At 41.7% G+C, this 17,491-nt stretch carries 17 protein-coding genes; 3 read left to right on the forward strand and 14 right to left on the reverse strand.

Annotated elements, in window-relative coordinates; genetic code table 11:
* Positions 1–133 precede the first annotated feature (133 nt).
* The 4 genes from V7R88_RS14205 to V7R88_RS14220 form a co-directional block, all read right to left on the reverse strand.
* Positions 134–1,642, reverse strand: a complete 1,509-nt coding sequence (locus V7R88_RS14205) for a sodium:solute symporter (RefSeq protein ID WP_011102223.1) — start codon at positions 1,640–1,642, stop codon at positions 134–136.
* On the reverse strand, positions 1,639–2,835 hold the full coding sequence (locus tag V7R88_RS14210) for a cation:proton antiporter (RefSeq protein WP_057717233.1): 1,197 nt from the start codon (positions 2,833–2,835) through the stop codon (positions 1,639–1,641). Before V7R88_RS14210 ends, V7R88_RS14205 begins: the two co-directional genes overlap by 4 nt.
* 14 nt (positions 2,836–2,849) lie before the next feature.
* Entirely contained in the window at positions 2,850–3,581 is a 732-nt protein-coding gene (locus V7R88_RS14215; RefSeq protein WP_054396834.1) for a sugar phosphate isomerase/epimerase family protein, read from the reverse strand.
* Positions 3,582–3,786: 205 nt separating this feature from the next.
* Positions 3,787–4,650, reverse strand: coding sequence for an ROK family protein (locus tag V7R88_RS14220; RefSeq protein WP_226319813.1), 864 nt, complete (start codon positions 4,648–4,650; stop codon positions 3,787–3,789).
* 272 nt (positions 4,651–4,922) lie between these two features.
* Between V7R88_RS14220 and V7R88_RS14225 the strand changes: the two genes are divergently transcribed.
* Positions 4,923–5,801: an N-acetylneuraminate lyase gene (locus V7R88_RS14225; protein WP_057717232.1), complete on the forward strand. Its 879-nt coding sequence runs from the start codon at positions 4,923–4,925 to the stop codon at positions 5,799–5,801.
* A 33-nt stretch (positions 5,802–5,834) separates the two neighbouring features.
* Complete coding sequence (locus V7R88_RS14230) at positions 5,835–6,521, forward strand: N-acetylmannosamine-6-phosphate 2-epimerase (protein WP_054396841.1); 687 nt, start codon at positions 5,835–5,837, stop codon at positions 6,519–6,521.
* Between the two features lie 119 nt (positions 6,522–6,640).
* Here the strand turns inward: V7R88_RS14230 and V7R88_RS14235 are convergent, their stop codons facing one another.
* The gene (locus V7R88_RS14235) at positions 6,641–7,843 is read right to left on the reverse strand and encodes an NAD(P)/FAD-dependent oxidoreductase (protein ID WP_054396843.1); all 1,203 of its coding nucleotides are present in this window, start codon (positions 7,841–7,843) and stop codon (positions 6,641–6,643) included.
* Positions 7,844–8,067: 224 nt separating this feature from the next.
* Here V7R88_RS14235 and V7R88_RS14240 point away from each other — a divergent pair, with 224 nt between their 5' ends.
* The gene (locus V7R88_RS14240; RefSeq protein WP_054396845.1) at positions 8,068–9,534 is read left to right on the forward strand and encodes a catalase; all 1,467 of its coding nucleotides are present in this window, start codon (positions 8,068–8,070) and stop codon (positions 9,532–9,534) included.
* 121 nt (positions 9,535–9,655) lie between these two features.
* On the opposite strand, the gene V7R88_RS14245 is transcribed toward V7R88_RS14240, so the two are convergent.
* The 9 genes from V7R88_RS14245 to rbsK all read right to left on the reverse strand — a co-directional run bounded on the left by V7R88_RS14245 (position 9,656) and on the right by rbsK (position 17,406).
* Positions 9,656–10,033 (reverse strand): PTS glucitol/sorbitol transporter subunit IIA, encoded by a 378-nt coding sequence (locus V7R88_RS14245; protein WP_054396847.1) that lies wholly within the window; start codon positions 10,031–10,033, stop codon positions 9,656–9,658.
* Positions 10,034–10,060: 27 nt separating this feature from the next.
* Positions 10,061–11,080: a PTS glucitol/sorbitol transporter subunit IIB gene (gene srlE, locus V7R88_RS14250; RefSeq protein ID WP_054396849.1), complete on the reverse strand. Its 1,020-nt coding sequence runs from the start codon at positions 11,078–11,080 to the stop codon at positions 10,061–10,063.
* Positions 11,081–11,103: 23 nt separating this feature from the next.
* Positions 11,104–11,655, reverse strand: a complete 552-nt coding sequence (srlA, locus tag V7R88_RS14255; protein WP_003641598.1) for a PTS glucitol/sorbitol transporter subunit IIC — start codon at positions 11,653–11,655, stop codon at positions 11,104–11,106.
* Between the two features lie 4 nt (positions 11,656–11,659).
* On the reverse strand, positions 11,660–12,166 hold the full coding sequence (locus V7R88_RS14260; protein ID WP_054396851.1) for a transcriptional regulator GutM: 507 nt from the start codon (positions 12,164–12,166) through the stop codon (positions 11,660–11,662).
* Entirely contained in the window at positions 12,166–14,031 is a 1,866-nt protein-coding gene (locus tag V7R88_RS14265) for a BglG family transcription antiterminator (RefSeq protein ID WP_054396854.1), read from the reverse strand. The genes V7R88_RS14260 and V7R88_RS14265 overlap by 1 nt, the downstream gene beginning before the upstream one ends.
* Positions 14,032–14,064: 33 nt before the next feature.
* Positions 14,065–14,868 carry an SDR family oxidoreductase gene (locus tag V7R88_RS14270; RefSeq protein WP_054396856.1) on the reverse strand — a complete coding sequence of 268 codons (804 nt, stop codon included), beginning with the start codon at positions 14,866–14,868 and terminating at the stop codon, positions 14,065–14,067.
* Positions 14,869–15,173: 305 nt separating this feature from the next.
* On the reverse strand, positions 15,174–16,058 hold the full coding sequence (gene rbsU / locus V7R88_RS14275; RefSeq protein WP_003641602.1) for a ribose/proton symporter RbsU: 885 nt from the start codon (positions 16,056–16,058) through the stop codon (positions 15,174–15,176).
* A 29-nt stretch (positions 16,059–16,087) separates the two neighbouring features.
* The gene (rbsD, locus tag V7R88_RS14280; protein ID WP_003641603.1) at positions 16,088–16,483 is read right to left on the reverse strand and encodes a D-ribose pyranase; all 396 of its coding nucleotides are present in this window, start codon (positions 16,481–16,483) and stop codon (positions 16,088–16,090) included.
* 2 nt (positions 16,484–16,485) lie between these two features.
* The gene (gene rbsK, locus V7R88_RS14285; RefSeq protein ID WP_054396858.1) at positions 16,486–17,406 is read right to left on the reverse strand and encodes a ribokinase; all 921 of its coding nucleotides are present in this window, start codon (positions 17,404–17,406) and stop codon (positions 16,486–16,488) included.
* Positions 17,407–17,491 lie beyond the last annotated feature (85 nt).

Below are 17,491 nucleotides of genomic sequence, written 5' to 3' on the forward strand. Positions count from 1 at the left end.
CAGATTGAGCACAAAATCTCGACTATCCTCATGTGAAGACAATCGAGATTTCAGATTTACGTCTACATCTTGTCCTAAACATCATGGGTTAGACTAATAACCAAGCGATATTAATACAAGATCGTCGGACATTTTAATTCTTCTTCACGTATGTTTCATTAATTGTTGAAACAGTCAATCCAGTCACATCATGATTACCACCTGGGAAGAGCAGGCTAACAACGTAGCTCAAAACAAAAGCTGAAATGAAGGCAACGCAAGCAACCAATAATGAAGAGATGTTTAATGATTGTACCCAGAAGGACAAGCCGACACTTAACACTAGTCCGGTTAACACCCCAACCGTATTAGCACGCTTCGTAAAGATCCCAACAGCGAAGATTCCGGCAATTGGCACACCAAAGATACCAGTGACCGACAAGAATAAGTTCCAAATCTGTGAAGCGTTACCCATCAACAGATAAATCGCAACGGCTAATCCTAACACGCCTGCAATGATAATGATTCCCCGAGCCAAGGTAACATCATTACTATTTTTGAACTTATCGTTAAAGAAACGTTGTTTAAAGTCTGTAATTACACACGAGGAGATCGCGTTGAGACTAGAAGCAATCGTTGATTGCGCGGCCGCAAAGATTCCAGCAATCACTAATCCTGCAACCCCAGCTGGCATTTGGGTAATGACAAAATATGGTACCACCGCACTCGTATTGAATCCTGCTGGCAAGGCAGCTGTGTGTTGATAGAAACTGTAAAGAATCGTACCCATTCCAAAAAATAATGGAATGGTAATCAATGCTAACCAGCCATTAGTGTACATAGATTTATTAGTATCTTTAATCGTAGCTGTCGTCTGATAACGTTGTACAACATCTTGACTACCAGTATATTGATACAAACTATTAAAGATTTGACCAGCTAAGATCAACGGCACAAACTTAGATAGATCGCCAATATTAAAGTCGTTACCAGAGATAAACTTATGATTGGTAACGACATCGTTAACCACCGTACCGAAACCACCCTTGATATAAAAGATTCCTAAAACACAAATTAACAGAGCACTACCAAGAAGCAAGAATCCTTGAATAACATCGCTCCAAATAACTCCTTCAATCCCCCCTAAGAATGTATAGAGAATGCAAAGGCCACCGACAACACAGGCAATTAGAATTGGATTGATGTTTGAAACCGATGTAATAGCAATAATCGGTAAATAGATGACAATGGCCACCCGGCTGATATGATAAAGTACGAACAGCAAACTACTAATGGCCCGCATGACTGGGCTAAACCGTTCTTCCAAGTATTCATAAGCTGTCGTTACTTTCAATTTGCGGAAAAATGGAATGTAGAATTTAACTAAAATTGGAATAATAATTAGAATCGAAAAACTTCCGATAGCGTATGCCCAGTCACTCAAAAATGCTTGTTCTGGAGTTGACATAAAGGTAATTGCGCTTAAAGTAGTTGCGTAAATACTGAACCCCGCCGCCCAAGCAGGAATATGCCCTTCTGCTTTGAAAAATGAATCCGTGTTTTTACTAGCTTTTCTGGTAAAATAAGCTCCGACACCTAGCATTGCCAATAAGTATGCTCCTAAGACAACCCAATTCAGAACTCCAAATCCAACTTTACTCATGATTTCGCCTCGCTTGTTTTATTTAAACTAATATGTGATACAGCTCGTTTACCATGTTGAATAAATGTTTTAAGCATTGATGGCGCAATAAGTGTCGCCATAACAGTCACCACAATCATTGCCGTATAGTGATTATGATCGATTAAGCCCGCCGAGACAGCGACATTCGCGACAACCAGTGCCATCTCACCTCTTGAAACCATTCCGGCGCCCACAATATTGGCCTCATTCCAGGTCAATCCAAACAATTTACCACCAATGGCACCACCAATTTGCTTGCCTAAAATCGCAAGCACTAGTAACAATCCGATAAAGACTAGATCGTTTTGCATTCCCTTAAAGGTAATTTCAAGACCAATGCTGACAAAGAATGCTGGAATAAAGACGGCATACCCAATTGGTTCAACCTTAGCAACAAGTTGCGCCTTAAAGCGTGTTTCTGAAATCGCTAACCCTGCAATATACGCACCCAAGACATCGCTCATTCCTAACTTAACGGCTAAGAACGAAAAACCAAAACAGAGCACCATCGCCGCTGTCGTAATATTCTCAGATGCATTAACCTTATTGAATCCCCTCAGGAAGAGTGGGACAAACCACTTAGCAAGTGCGACTGCAACGACGAAGAACAGTACTTTCGGCACAACCATTGCCACAAGCGATTGGTTGTGCGCACTAGCAGTACCAAACAGGCTTGTGCTGATTCCCAATAACACCACACAGATAATGTCGTCCGCTACGGCCGCGCCTAGAATAATCGCACCTTCGCGTGTATTTAAATAATCCATTTCTTTCAATACTTGAACGGTAATGCTTACAGAAGTTGCACTCAAAATAAGCCCAAGAAAAATTGAAGTGGTCAGCGAGAAATCGAACATTCCCATACAAAGTAGTACGGCCGATGCCGTTGGAAAAATGACTCCCAATGTCGCAACAGTTAAAGCTGGCTTCCAGTAACGAAAAAGCAATTTCAAATCGCCCTCTAGACCAGCGATAAACATTAAAATAATGACTCCAATTTCGGCAAAGTACTGAATGAAAGTGCTATACGTTAAGATATGAAATACTGCGGGTCCCGCTAAAATTCCGACTAATAGTTCCCCAATCACACTTGGCAAGTTAAAGGTAGCCGCAATATGCGCACCTAACTTTGTCAGTAATAAGATTAAAACTAATTGCAAAAGATAGTTCATATTATTGAACCTCGCTAACTTAATGCTTGTTTAACCAAATCAATCTGTCCCGATAAATCTGCAGCTGCAATATTATATTCCAGAAATACTGGGATTTCGGGTGACAACTGACCTAATAGACTGTGCCAATCCGTTGCCCCTTGTCCCAACATCACCGTTGTTTGATCCTTGATATCCTTCAAATGAAATACGGTGATTGCTGACTTCAATGCTGCAAAGGCTGGTTCAGGCTGTTGATCAATCCAATACCAGTTTCCGGAATCGAAAGTGTACCCTAATGTCAACTTTTGTGACTTAACCCAAGCAACATCTGACTCAAATGTCGCCAAATCACCATTCGCATTAGGTTGGTTCTCGATCGTAACTTGTATGGAGGTAGTTGCTAACAGCTGAGTTAGCGCTTCCAAGTCATGTGCTTGCAATGTTGGTTGCACACCAAAGCTATACTTCAATGATTTGATATGATACTTAGTTGCCAGTTCTAGATTTGTCACTAGACTTGCGTTATAGCCATCACTGCTAAACAGTTCCTCTGGAACCGAATAATAGAGATCCCAATGTTGTTTCTCACAAAGCTGACTGATTGCTAACAGTTCCGCCGATCGCGTCTCGGGTTTGAAGAATTCACCGCGAACTTCAACTGCACTAACATCAGAACGAGTTACTAATGTTTTTAGGCACTCCAGTTGAGTGGCTCCTGCCTGAACTTGTGACTCATAAATTGCGGTGTTAATTCCGATCTTCATGATTTAGTCCACCCTTCACTGATTTCAAAATAAAAAACCGCTACTTAAAATCTTGCAAACGTGCTTAGAAAACTGGGCGTTAACACTCAGTAAGCACTGCTTGCACTATTTTTTAGTAGCGGTTGAACTGTTCGAATGATTATTACGTTATCAATTTATCACATAATCCGATAATTGTAAACGCTTTCTTTTCAAATAAAAATAATTATCGTGTTAATAACCCTGCCATCGCTCCGTATAACTGGGCTTTATCGGCTAATTCAGCCGTGGTAATTTTTGTTTTAATTAAGTCTGGCTGTAATAACAGCTTCAACGCATTATTCAGTAAATCAACCAAATATTGCCCCTGTAATGATACTGCACCACCGATCAAGAGAATGTCGGGATCAAACAATAATAGGATTGATGCTAATCCCGTCGCAACTTCTGCTGCCCAATCATTAATGATGGCGACATACGGGACCGTACCACGCTTAGCTTCTTCAAACGCATCCTTAACACTCATCTGATATTTTGCTAATTGATGCTCAAGCGTTAATGTTGATGCTCGCTGTTCATAATTTGTCTTGGTAAGGGGGTCATACAATGTATAACCAATCGAATTGGCTGTCGCATGGGCACCCGTCATAAGCCGACCATCTTCGACATACGCACCCCCAATCCCCGTACCCAGTGCCACGCAATATGCAGAAGTTGCGCCCTTGGCACCACCTGCTAATTGTTCGCCTAGCAAAGCCGCATCAACATCGTTAACAACAAATACTGGTAGACTAGTTTGCGCCATTAAAGCGGCTTTAATTGGTGTTCCCTGATAATCTGAGATCGTTGGCCCTGCGTATTGAATCGCACCATCTGCACCCACAATTCCCGCTGTACTAACGCCAATCCCAGCTAACGAATACTCTGCTTGGTAGTCCCTTGTTACACGCTGTAGTTGCTTTAAGATCAGGCCATCATGATTATGCTCAGTCAGGCACTTACCCTCATGACTTAGATGTAATGCTTCGTCAATGAGACCGTACTTAATGGTCGTTCCCCCGATATCAAATACTAAATATTGTGTTGTCATAATTATCATCCTTGCCTTATTATTTGGTCGAATCGTTAAGATGAACGGCCTAACAATACCACAATAATTATTTTTTTATCAACTAAAAAAGAAATTTAATATCAGTAAAATAACGATCGCGTAAGCGTTTTCGGTACATAATGATAATAATTACCAAAATATCCTATTGTAATAATTTTTATTAGAAACTATAGTATTTCCTGTAAGCGGTTGAATTTTGAGATGATTATTACAAATCCATCAAAAAATAAATTTTAAGGAGTTTTACACTTATGAGTAAAAAACTATTATATGCAGCACAAATGACGGCCTTCGACAAAGACGGTAACATTAATTTAGATGGCATCCGTGCTCTCGTTCGCTACAACATTGACGTCAATAAAGTTGACGGCTTATATGTTTGCGGTAGTACTGGTGAAGCCTTCATGCTGAATACCGATGAAAAGAAACAAGTCATGAAGACCGTCTATGACGAAGCAAACGGTGCGATTGACTTGGTTGCCCAAGTTGGCTCACTAAATCTAAAAGAAGCAAAGGAACTCGCTAAGTTTGCGACTGATCTTGGCTATCCGAAATTATCAGCCGTAACACCGTTCTATTACAACTTTACTTTTGAACAAATCAAAGACTACTACAACGAAATCCTTAAAGATGTTGATAACAAATTATTAATCTATTCCATCCCTGCTTTAACTGGGGTTGCCTTAACAACCGATCAATTTGCAGAACTCTTTGAAAATCCAAAGATCATCGGAATCAAGTACACCAACGCGGACTTTTACTTACTTGAACGGGTACGTAATGCCTTTCCAGATAAACTCATCTTATCTGGATTTGACGAAATGCTCTTACCTGCCCTTGCACTGAATGTCGACGGTTGCATTGGCTCAACATATAACTTAAATGCACCACGTGTTCGTGAAGAAATGGACGCCTTTGACGCTGGCGATATTGACAAAGCACGTCAACTACAAAACATCAGTAACGATATGATTACTGATTTAATTGCTAACGATATCTACCCAACGCTTAAATTAGTCATGAAACATATGGGGGTTGATGCCGGCTACGTCAAGAAACCAATGAGCCATCCAACCCCTGAAATGGAAGCTGGAGCTAAGGCAATTTACGAAAAATACTTCAAGAACTAATCTAATTTATACAAGTAGAAAGCGGTCTTTTTTATGAAAAATACATTCTTAAATACAGTTAAGGGCTCATTAATTATCTCGTGTCAGGCGTTACCTAATGAACCACTGCATAGTTCATTTATTATGTCACGAATGGCCCTTGCCGCTAAGGAAGCTGGGGCCGCGGGTATTCGCGCTAATTCCGTTGTTGATATTCAGGCCATTCAAGACGAAGTTGATCTACCGCTCATTGGTTTAAGCAAAGTCGACTATCCCGACTCACCTGTTTACATCACGCCAACAATCAAAGAGATGCGGGCCGTTGCTGCTACGGGCTGTGCCGTAGTTGCCTGCGATGTCACGGGTCAGCCGCGTCCTAACGGTGAAAAAGTGGCGGAGATTGTGGCCACCATGCGAACAGAATTCCCTGATACCCTCTTAATGGCTGATACTGATACCATCGAGAACGTCAAAGTAGCGGATAAGTTAGGCTTTGATATTATTGGGACCACGATGCACGGCTACACACCAGCCACGACTGGTGCCAACATTGCTGATAATGACTTCGCCTACTTAAAGGAAGTCCTCCAAGCCACATCACGCCCTGTTATCGCTGAAGGTAAGGTGGATACGCCCGAGAAGATGAAACGTTGCCTTGACTTAGGCTGTCACGCGGTCGTTGTCGGGGGCGCCATCACCCGGCCACTCGAAATCGCACAACGCTTCATTAGCGCCTTATAATCGTATATATTAACAACAAAGCCAGTCGTACGGTTGCTTAAACCGCCGACTGGCTTTATTGTTCGCTGCACTATCATTGTTAGCAATCCAAAGTGCTAACCTTATTTTTAGTATACACCTTACGATTGTTCCTGCAGGGCGCCTACTAGATCATTGGTAGCTGGTGGATTAGCCAATAAATCTCTGACATCATCAAGGTCCACCTTAACGTTCCAGATCAAGACTCCCGCCAACTTATTCTCATCGATGAAGTAGACAATTGTCCCGTGAGCTCGTTTATCAAAAATCGTTTGTAATTCCGGATCAATGTTGCCAATAGCTTGCCAAGAAATATCAAAAATCATTGAATAGAAATAGGGCGTATGTTGATAGTTTACGTGTGCCCCCGCCATATTACGACCTACCAATTCGCCAGATAAGCGCGCATGATCAACGTGTTCGATCCGTTGACGACCTAAAATCCGGTCCGGGTAAGAGGCAATATCACCGGCAGACCAAATCGCCGGGTCACTGGTTTGAAGGTATTCGTTGACTTTGACCCCGCCATCAGCCAGGTCTAAGCCGCTTTCCTCAATTAGACTGATTCGTGGTGTCACACCTAATCCGATAATAATCGTGTCAGCTGGCACCTTGGTACCATCCTTCGTCAAGACCATCAACTGGTCACCCTCGCGCTGATAAGATTCGACTAACTGACCGCTTAAGAGTTGCGCCCCGTTCTTCTTGAAAGTTTCTTCATATTCAGCCCGGATTTCTTCAGGGAACTTCCCTGATCCAAGTGAGTCTTCAGGGAAGATCATCGTGACGTTAGTCTTATTTTGTGTCAACGAGGAAGCCAATTCCGTCCCCACGTAGCCACCACCGATAATCACCACGCGCTTGTTAGCGCCACTAAATTTCCGCAACTTCCGATAATCAGACCACTGTCTGAACACCAACACGTGGGGGTCTTCTGGGCCTTGAATTTTCCGTGGCTCACCACCAGTCGCAACTAACAATTGCTGATAATAAATCACTTCACCATCATCCAATGTGATTGTCTTTGCCTGCCGCGCAATCTTCGTTACCGTTGTTTTGAACTTGAACGTGACGTTTGCGTAATCTTCAGCACCGATTCGAATGTTTTCCTCAGTGAATTCATCATCTAACCATAACTTTTTACTTAAGGCCGGCCGTTCGTACGGAACATCTGCTTCCTGTGACACTACTAGAATGGCGCCACTTGGATCTTCTTGTCGAATTCCTTTAATTGCGTAACCGGCTACCATCCCACCACCAACAATGACGTATGGGTAACTATTATCACCATTTGTTGCACTCATCGTATCGCCTCCATTAGTATTCTTACTTATCATCATTATAATATAGCGACTGTCTGTCCGCCAAAAGCACGCTCTAAGTGGGCCCAGATAACTTCATTAAATTCTGAGAACGCTTAGTTCAAGCCACGAACACAGTCGTTCACAATTATTGAATGGCCCAGCCCAAAGTGGTACGTTTAAATTGTACACAATTAATATTGTTAATGAAAGGGAAGTGCGTTACTATGGCAAACAATCAGAAACCTGAATTGACGACGGCCGCTGGACAACCATGGGCTAACAACCAGCATTCACAAACTGCAGGCGACCGCGGTCCCGTCCTTTTACAAGACTATGATCTCTTAGAAAAATTAGCTCATTTTGACCGTGAACGGATTCCAGAACGAGTCGTCCATGCCAAAGGTGCCGGTGCGAAGGGCTTCTTTGAACTTGAGAATGACATGCATCAGTATACAAAGGCCGACCTCTTCAACGGCATTGGTAAACAGACACCCGTCATTCTGCGTTTCTCCCAAGTTGCAGGCGAAAAGGGCTACCCCGATACGGTTCGCGACGTTCGTGGCTTTGCCTTGAAATTTTACACCCAAGCCGGTAATTACGATATTGTCGGCAATAACACACCCGTCTTTTTCATTAATGATCCCTTGAAATTCCCTGATTTTATTCATTCACAAAAACGCGACCCTCAAACCAATCGTCGAACTCAAAACATGCAATGGGACTTCTGGGCGCACTCACCCGAATCGTTGCACCAAGTCACTTACCTGATGGGAGATCGTGGTCTGCCAGCCTCCTACCGTACCATGAACGGTTACGGCTCCCATACTTTTAAATGGGTAAACCAAGATAACCAGCAGTTCTGGGTCAAATATCACTTCATTTCAGACCAAGGCGTTAAAAATATGACGGCGGAAGCCGCTGAGAAAGCAATGATCCAAAACATTGATTATCTGCAAGATGACTTATATGATGCCATTGAGAAGCACAATTACCCGTCATGGACATTGTATGTTCAAATCATGCCATATGAAGAGGGACGCAATTATCGATGGGATATCTTTGATGTCACTAAAGTCATCTCACACAAAGATTATCCCCTAATCAAAGTCGGCAAGTTGACCCTAAACGAAAACCCAACGAACAACTTTACCGATATTGAAGAAGCGGCCATGTCACCGGCCAACTTAGTACCAGGAATTGAAGTCTCGCCTGACAAACTATTACAAGGACGGTTATTCTCATACAAAGACGCCCAGCGCTACCGCCTCGGTGCCAACTTTGAGGATCTCCCAGTCAACCAACCCGTCATCCCCGTCCATAATTATGAACGAGACGGTTTTATGAAAGCTAACAACCAGGGCGCAGCTGTGAACTACGAACCCAACTCTCAGCGTGGCCCCCAAGAAATTCCTGACGCAACAGTTTCACCAGACCAATTCAACGGAACTACTGGGGCCCGACCTTACCACTATCAAGTCGATTACACCTCACAAGCTGGTGATCTTTATCGCTTAATGACGCCAGCAGAACAGGACCGCCTGATTACGACAATCAGTGAATCGCTCGGTCAAGTAACGCTTCCCGGAGTCAAAGCGCTAGAAATCAAACAGTTCTATGCGGCCGATGCGTCATTCGGAACGCGGGTGGCAACGGCGCTAGGACTGGACATTGAGGCGATACTCAAATCATAACTATCTCAAAAAAACATGATAATCAATTTCACAACAAGTGCGCGTCTGAAGTTAAAGCTTCAGACGCGCACTTGTTGTATGTCTATATTCGACTAATCTGACCTAGCAAACGGTTAGTTGCCTACTCAGCGACAATTCGAATTGTACTACCAACTCTAAAATCAGGATAATCGCCCTGCTCAACATATAACGTCCCAGGCAATTTAGCCTCCTTTGCACCCGTAAAACTAATAGCCGTATGGCCTAATCTTCCAAGGTTAGTCTGGACTTCGCCACCAACTGCTGTAATTTGATAGACTTGATTGTCGACTTCAAGTTTCATTCCTGCTGTGATTTGCTCACTTATTGGGACAACTTCAATAATAAAGCAAGAAGGCCGTAATGCGTCTGGAGCTTCATCACCAAATAATACTGCCATGCCAATCGATTTAAAATCAGCAGATTCCGCACCTATTTCTAAGACCTTTGTTGAAAAGATAATTCTCTCTTTTGTCATCATACAATACACCTCAAACCTTCTAAAAATTTATTTTGAATATAATCCAAAACTTGCAATCCAAGCAATAAAGACCCGCGGAACGCCGTTGATAAACCGACTATATAACACTGATGGCACCCCAACTTCAACCGTCTTAGAATCAGCCTCAGCTAGTCCTAAGCCAACTGGAATAAAGTCACAACCATTTTGCGTGTTAATCGCGAATAATGCTGGTAATGCATACTGTGGTGGAATATTACCTTTCCCGATTTCAACGCCAATCAAGGTCCCGATAACTTGACCGATAACTGCGCCTGGCCCAAGCAATGGAGATAAGAATGGTAATGAGCAAATAAATCCTAAAACCATCAAGCCCCAGACATTGCCTGCTAACGGCTCCATGACACTGGCAAAAACCTTACCAATTCCAGAGCCATTAATAATCCCAATAATTAATGCCACAAATGCCATAAATGGAATAATAGTATTAATAACTGTTTGAACAGCATCTTTTGCGGCCTGATTAAACGTCGAAACGACTCGCCCAGCACCAATCCCAATCTTAGTTAAGATCCCAGGATTTTTTGTTTGTGCTGTTAGTGTCTTTGTATTATCGAATTTCGTATCGTCATCTACATTCTCAAATTGGTTAGCGCTTTCATTTTGACTGTCAGAAAATTGCTCCCCCTCAGATGTTACCAACATAATCTGATCAACATCTACATTGGAAACATAATTAGCTTCATTCATAAATTGCGCTAAGGGACCGCTCTTACCAGTCGGTAATACGTTAATTGTTTTGATACCCTTCTTGGGATAAATTCCACACCTTAATGTCCCACCACAGTCTACAACCGCTAATGCTGTTTCTTCATCAGGAATTGACGTCTTAAAGCCATCAACAGCTTCCATTCCTGTCAACTTAGCAATCTTATCAACAATTGCTGGTTTATTACCTCCAGTGACATAAACAAATTTATGCTTCGTGATAGTTGGTGTAATAATTAGCGGGCCGCCCCAGCCACCAGAGCCTTTAACAACTTTGATACTATGATATTCCTTTGCCATGATCTCGTTCCTCACTCTCTCAATTAGCCGTTAAATTCAACTTTCTTGGACAAGGTAATCCCTTGTTGTTTGCAAACATAGGCCGTTGTAAAATCGGTAATCCAACCACCAATAAAGTTCATTACCAGACCAACTAATAGATATCGAATCGCCAAATCCATCGTATTCAATCCTAATTTCTGAACCCCTTGCGCAATCCCTAGCCAAATGAAGTACTCAGAAGGATTGATATGTGGGAATACCCCATTACTAGTATGGCAAAATTGCGCTATTGAGGCATACCAGCTAGGTTTATAGTATTCTGGCAAGAATCGTCCCATCGAGTGTGCCATGGGATTACCAAGCATAAATGCCGAAACAAACGGTAAAATTAAATAGCGGGTTACAGGATTCTTTGACGAAGCTCTGGCCAACTTGGCCATCTTCTTGTCACCAACAAAGGCAATAATCGCGTTCATCAAGACTAACAGTAATAGTACAACAGGAATAATTGATGTCATCCATCCAATTAATGTCTTACCACCGCTCTGAAACAGCCCCATAAAGCCCGAGGCCAAATCTGTAACTACTTTCATAGTATTAATGCTCCTTTACGTTCACTTGTTTTTTTCGCAAATTTGCTAAACCTTTATAATAAATAGATTTCAGCTTTTCAATCATTGGTAGGCTCCAAATTTTGACACTACCATCGAAATCTTGTGGCGTTAGCTGATTTGCTTTGTAATTTAAATAGTTCTTATAGGCATCCAATAGACAAACTCGCGTTAGCTTATCGAATTGTTTTAATTGCTGGTATGAAGCAGCAATTTCCGCAATATTTTTCTGCCGCAGTTGATGCAATTCCCTAAACTTTGCAAAAATCGTAACACCCTTCATCATTTGAGCCTCTAGGATTGTGCCATCATCCTTTATCGCTAATAGAATTAGTGTCCCCGACCGCAACTTTTTGGGATTCTTGCCAATCGCAACTGGCGCCAGTACTCGTAATTGATGAAAGGTTTTAGAAAAATTCTTAATTTGTCTTAGTCCAAGGAGACCTTGTAATAGAAACGCACTGACTAGAATCACGCCAAAATAAATTAACATTAAATCGCCTCCATCAACTGATTTAACCCTTGATTTTCATCATAATTTTTCAAATTATTGTAAATATTGCTGTTAGCTGTGATACTACGAATTAGATCATATACTTGTGCTAATATTTTGCTTAACGTTGCATCCAATTTATACGGAATTGCGACCAAAAAAACCACGTTTACCTTTTGATTATCGAATACTACCGGTTTTTCAAACACTCCTACTGTTACAAGAATTCGATTTAGTCCAGATTTATCAATAACATGTGGCAATGCAACCCCATCACCAAAAATACTACTTGATTGTTGCTCTCGATTAAGCCAAGCTTGCATAAAATCTGGTGTCAGTTGACCATGTTGAATCTCTTGAGTAATTAATTTTTTCACTCCAGTGACGTAGGTCTCCTGTTCATCAAACTGCGTGACATCAAATCGACACTGTCCCTGATTAACAGCTTCATCAACCAACGAAATTTGAAGACGTTCACGTAACGTTCCTTGATTAAAAATAGAATTCAACCGAATAATAGGCGCGTGGTTGATTAATTCATTATCTGTCAAAAAACTGTTTGAAAAGATCAATAAATATTTTTCTGGACTCTGTTCCAATTCACGAATCGAGTTAAAAACATCAATCTGCAAATCATCATCTAACATTTCTTTCAATTTCTCAGAAATAAACTTTTTCATACTAGTATTAATGGGCTCAACTAGTGCTACCCGATGAATAATTGGCGCTGCCATGTATTCTTCAAGCTCCATCTGAAAATAGACCGTTAAATAACCAACTTCCTGGAAACGAATCCGAATATTCAACTTAGTAGCAATAGTTGATAATGTTAATTGCGCTAACTCCGTCGAAACTGGATACTTACTTAGCATGTCTACCGAGATAAATCCTTCTGACTTAACATCAAAAATAGCCCGATTAATGAGAAATAATAAATGATAGCGCAACTCCATCAACAACCGTTTAAAGTCCAAATTCACGTCTAATTTTTGCTTAAGGATTGGAAAAACCGACTGCATTAAATCCTCAACTTTGACCAATCCCACTTGAACTAACTGACTATCATCCTTCGGTAGCTTTCTGATATTTAGTGGGTATGAAATAAACTCCCATTCGCTAGTGCTTAACGAGCTACCAATTATCTCAGTAACTAGATTCCGCAATGACACCATCGTTACGTCACTAAGGAGTGGATGATAGTTATTAATATGATCACTGATTTGAATATTATATTTACGTAACCAATTAATAACCGCAATATTTCTTTTAACCATGGTCAAAGTATCATTATTATGATCAATATTTTTCACAAGGTTAAGCAATTTGGCATCTGTCGCTTTATCCCAAGTTGCTTCCAGTTCGTAGTATTTTCCAACTAAAGTTCGTGTAATTACTGCATACATATAATCATGTTCAACAGCCAAATGAATCCCACGATTAGTTTTTGTCTCAATTCTGACTTGGTAATAATCAAGCTGTTGTTTGAGCGCTTTTAAATCCTTATTGATAGTGCCGCGACTCACAGCCAACGATTCTGCCAAATCATCCAGAATAACGTAATCCGTGATTTGCTGTAACAATTCTTTTAAAATCGTTGCTTGTCGCTTTGAGGGATCATTAAAATCCAAATCTTTTTTCAAAAAATTAGTTTGTAGCTTAGCCATGGCAGAATAATTATTGATAACTAGGTAAAACTTAGCTTGATTAACGTTAATTTTTGCAATACCCACCAAATAATCATTGATTGCACGAATATTCTTGGTAATTGTGACTCTCGAAACAGAGAAATGGGATTGTAATTCTCTTAGTGTCAATGCATCATTATTAATAAAAAAGTTTAATATTTCAAAACTTTGCCTATCCATTGCCTCACCATGCCCCCAACTAAAATTTAAAGGTTATCCGCGGCTTTTGCCTCCCGCAACGTTAATCGTAACCCCAGTAACGTAACTGGCACGTTCTGATAGTAGATAGTTAACTGTATCAGCAACTTCCGATAATTTTCCACTCCGGCCAAGAGGTGTTGTTGACGTACTCTTATAACCCGCCCGAATGTCATCAACAGTTTTATGCCGGGTATAAGCCAGTGCCTCTTCATAAGAGCGTGTTCTTAATCCTGTAGCTTCCATAATACCTGGCGCGACACCAACGACCCGAATATTATGTTCACCTAATTCTTTAGCCCACGAACGAGTGAACCCATTAATCGCTCCCTTAGTTGCTGAATAAACACTCTGTCCCTGTGAGCCTTCAAGTCCAGCTTCTGAAGACATATTAACAATAACCCCGTACTGTTGCTTCTCGAATTGATGGGTAACTGCCTGCGATACAAGGAAGACGCTTTTCACGTTCACGGCAAACATTTTCGCAAAATCCGATTCTGCGAATTCATACTTGCCGTGGGGATTCTTGGCATCAGCCAATAAACGTGGCAAATTGATACCAGCATTGTTTACTAGCCCGTCAATTTTTCCTTGCTCATCAACAACCTTTGCAACCAGCCGATTAACCGCTTCCGCATCTGTGACGTTGGTTTCAACAAAGTGTAAATTATCATTTTGCAGATCACTTTGATTGAGGTCAGCATTATAAACAATCGCCCCGTTATTCAACAATTCAGTTACAATTGCTTTGCCAATCCCGGATGAGCCCCCAGTAACAACGTATACCTTACCCGAAATATTAATCCATGAATTATTCATCAAAATCGCTCCTTAATCATTTCTTTTCTTCACAGATAAATATATACGAAAGCGCATACATTATTAATGCACTCTTTTTTCATTGGCTTTTTAAATTAATAGACTAATGATTCATCAAACATTTAGATGTCTGATATAAACTATAAATATTATGCCGAATTATTTTCATTATCGCCATATCATAAAGCAAATTTTGTAATCGACCATTGTAATCAATAACCGTAAAAATAGAGTCGCTTTAAAGAAGCGTATAACTCCTTCAAAGCGACTCTATTAAATAGTCTTATAAGCCATATTAATTTGTTTTAGATCGTCACCGTAACGGCCGCTGCCGCAATAATCAGTATCAGTCCACCAATCGTGACCCACATTTCTTTGGTAGTCTTCTTTTGGCCTAAGAACCAAATACCGGTTAACGTTGCCAATACAACGGAGGTTTGTGAAAGAATAAAGCCGGTTGCTAATCCGTTCATATTTGGTTGCGCAGAGATTAAGTAAGTCAACGCCGCAAACGCGAAGAAGAAACCTGAGATGATGTGCGTGTATGACACCCCTTCAACGAGGGCTAACTTTTCACCTCGTGATGCTAAGAACAGGGCATATACGATCGAAACAATAACCATCCCAATTGCTTGGGGAACGAAGGCTTCCTCCCCACCAATATTGGTTGCTTGGGGCGCAGCCGAATAAGCCCAGTACCCGATTTCACCAACTGCTAACCAGATAACAGCTTGGCGTAAGGTCCGGGCGTTACCTGCATCCTTATGTTCAGACCACACTGTTAGCCAGGCACCAATGATAATTCCAACTAAGGCTAGGCCACCCAAGACCTTGTCCATTGCCCCAGGCCAGTCACCTAAGGCGAAGACGCCCCACAGTGATGCGCCCAGCAGCTGGAAGGCCGTCGTAATTGGCATTGCTCGTGAAGAACCAACCATCGTAAACACTTTAAATGTCACGATTTGGGCACTTGCCCAACCGATCCCTGATAGAATTGAAAACCAGAGATTCATGCCGCTTGGAAAAGCAATCCCTTGCACCCATGCATAAATCAGCGCAAAGATTAACGTTCCAATAGTTGAACCCAAGATCTGATTAACAGGCCGACCACCAATTTTCGACGCAATCGTGGGGTAAAGTCCCCAACCAAGTAACGGCCCTAAGCCAATTAGTAAAGCGGTAGTATTCATTCCAATCCCTCCATTAATCACCAACTACTTTAAAAAGTAACGCCACTTTCCAATAGAATATTTGAATAAGGTGTCATTTCACCAGTCCGAACAAAGGCCTTGCAGTCAGCCAAGTCCTTCTTCATTTCTTCATGTGGAATGAAGGTAATTGGGGTGTCTGGTAAGCGCTTCTTGATGGCCGTCAACATCTTAGGATTTTGAACTTTAATTTCTTCTGCCAAATAGATTCGTTGTACTTCAAGCTCTTCCAAGACGTTATTCAAGACTTGCATAAAACTAGGAATACCATTATCAACGGCTAAATCGATTTTTTCAGTTGAACTTGGTACTGGCATGCCAGCATCACCAATACTCAACTTATCGAAATGGCCCATCGTTGCAATAACTCGTGACAAATCTGAATTAATAACTTTTGTTTTTTTCATAATTATTTACCCTCCGCGGCTGTAATTTCATTTTTATAAGGAATTGATGGTTGCGCACCGAAGCGTTGTACGGCAATCGATGACGCCCGGTTACCATAGCGAATCGCATCTTCAAGATTACTAAAATCTTTATTTAACACACTACTCATCGCGCCAATAAACGTATCTCCAGCTGAGGTCGTATCCACGGCTTCGACTTTAAAGGCTGGTACGATACCATGGCGCCCATCGATATCATAAAACGCACCCTTACTACCAATCGTAATGATAACAGCTGAAATACCGAGGGCGTGTAACGCAGCGGACGCCTTTAACATGCTGGCTTCATCCGTGATGGCGATTCCGGTCAAAGTTTCCGTTTCCGTCTCATTTGGTACGATCATGTCGGTAACTGCTAAGAGTTCAGCGGGGACTTTTTCCATGGCTGGCGCGGGATTCAAGATTGTTCTTACGCCAGCAGCCTGTGCAATTTTAAAGGCTTCGACCGTACTGTCGACAGCGCTTTCAAATTGAGCAACTACAAAATCGCTAGCTTCAATGATATCGCGATGGGCTTCAACGTCTGCTGGCGTAAAGGCCATGTTGGCACCACCATGAATCATAATTTGGTTTTCACCGGCATCATCAACCGTGACGTAGGCTTGACCTGTTGATTGGTTGGTCATCTTTGTGATCCCTGCCAAGTTGATCTTTTCTTGCGTCAGTAAATCAAGCATGGTTTTACCAGCCGCATCATCACCAACTGCGCCAATAAAGTGGGTCTTAGCACCAGAACGTTGCGCTGCGACGGCTTGGTTCGCGCCCTTACCACCACCGGCAGAAAAGATTTCCTTAGTGTGAATCGTTTCGCCAGGCTTTGGCATGTTTTCAACCCGAATCGTCCGGTCTAAGTTGATACTCCCAATAACGGTTACCGTATTCATAATGGTCCCTCCAAATAGTTAAATTGATCTGAATTTAGTTTTTATTAAAACGTTTTAATAACTCGCAAAAAATATAACACATCTG

The sequence above is a fragment of the Lactiplantibacillus argentoratensis genome (assembly GCF_037290055.1).
Classification (GTDB): domain Bacteria; phylum Bacillota; class Bacilli; order Lactobacillales; family Lactobacillaceae; genus Lactiplantibacillus; species Lactiplantibacillus plantarum.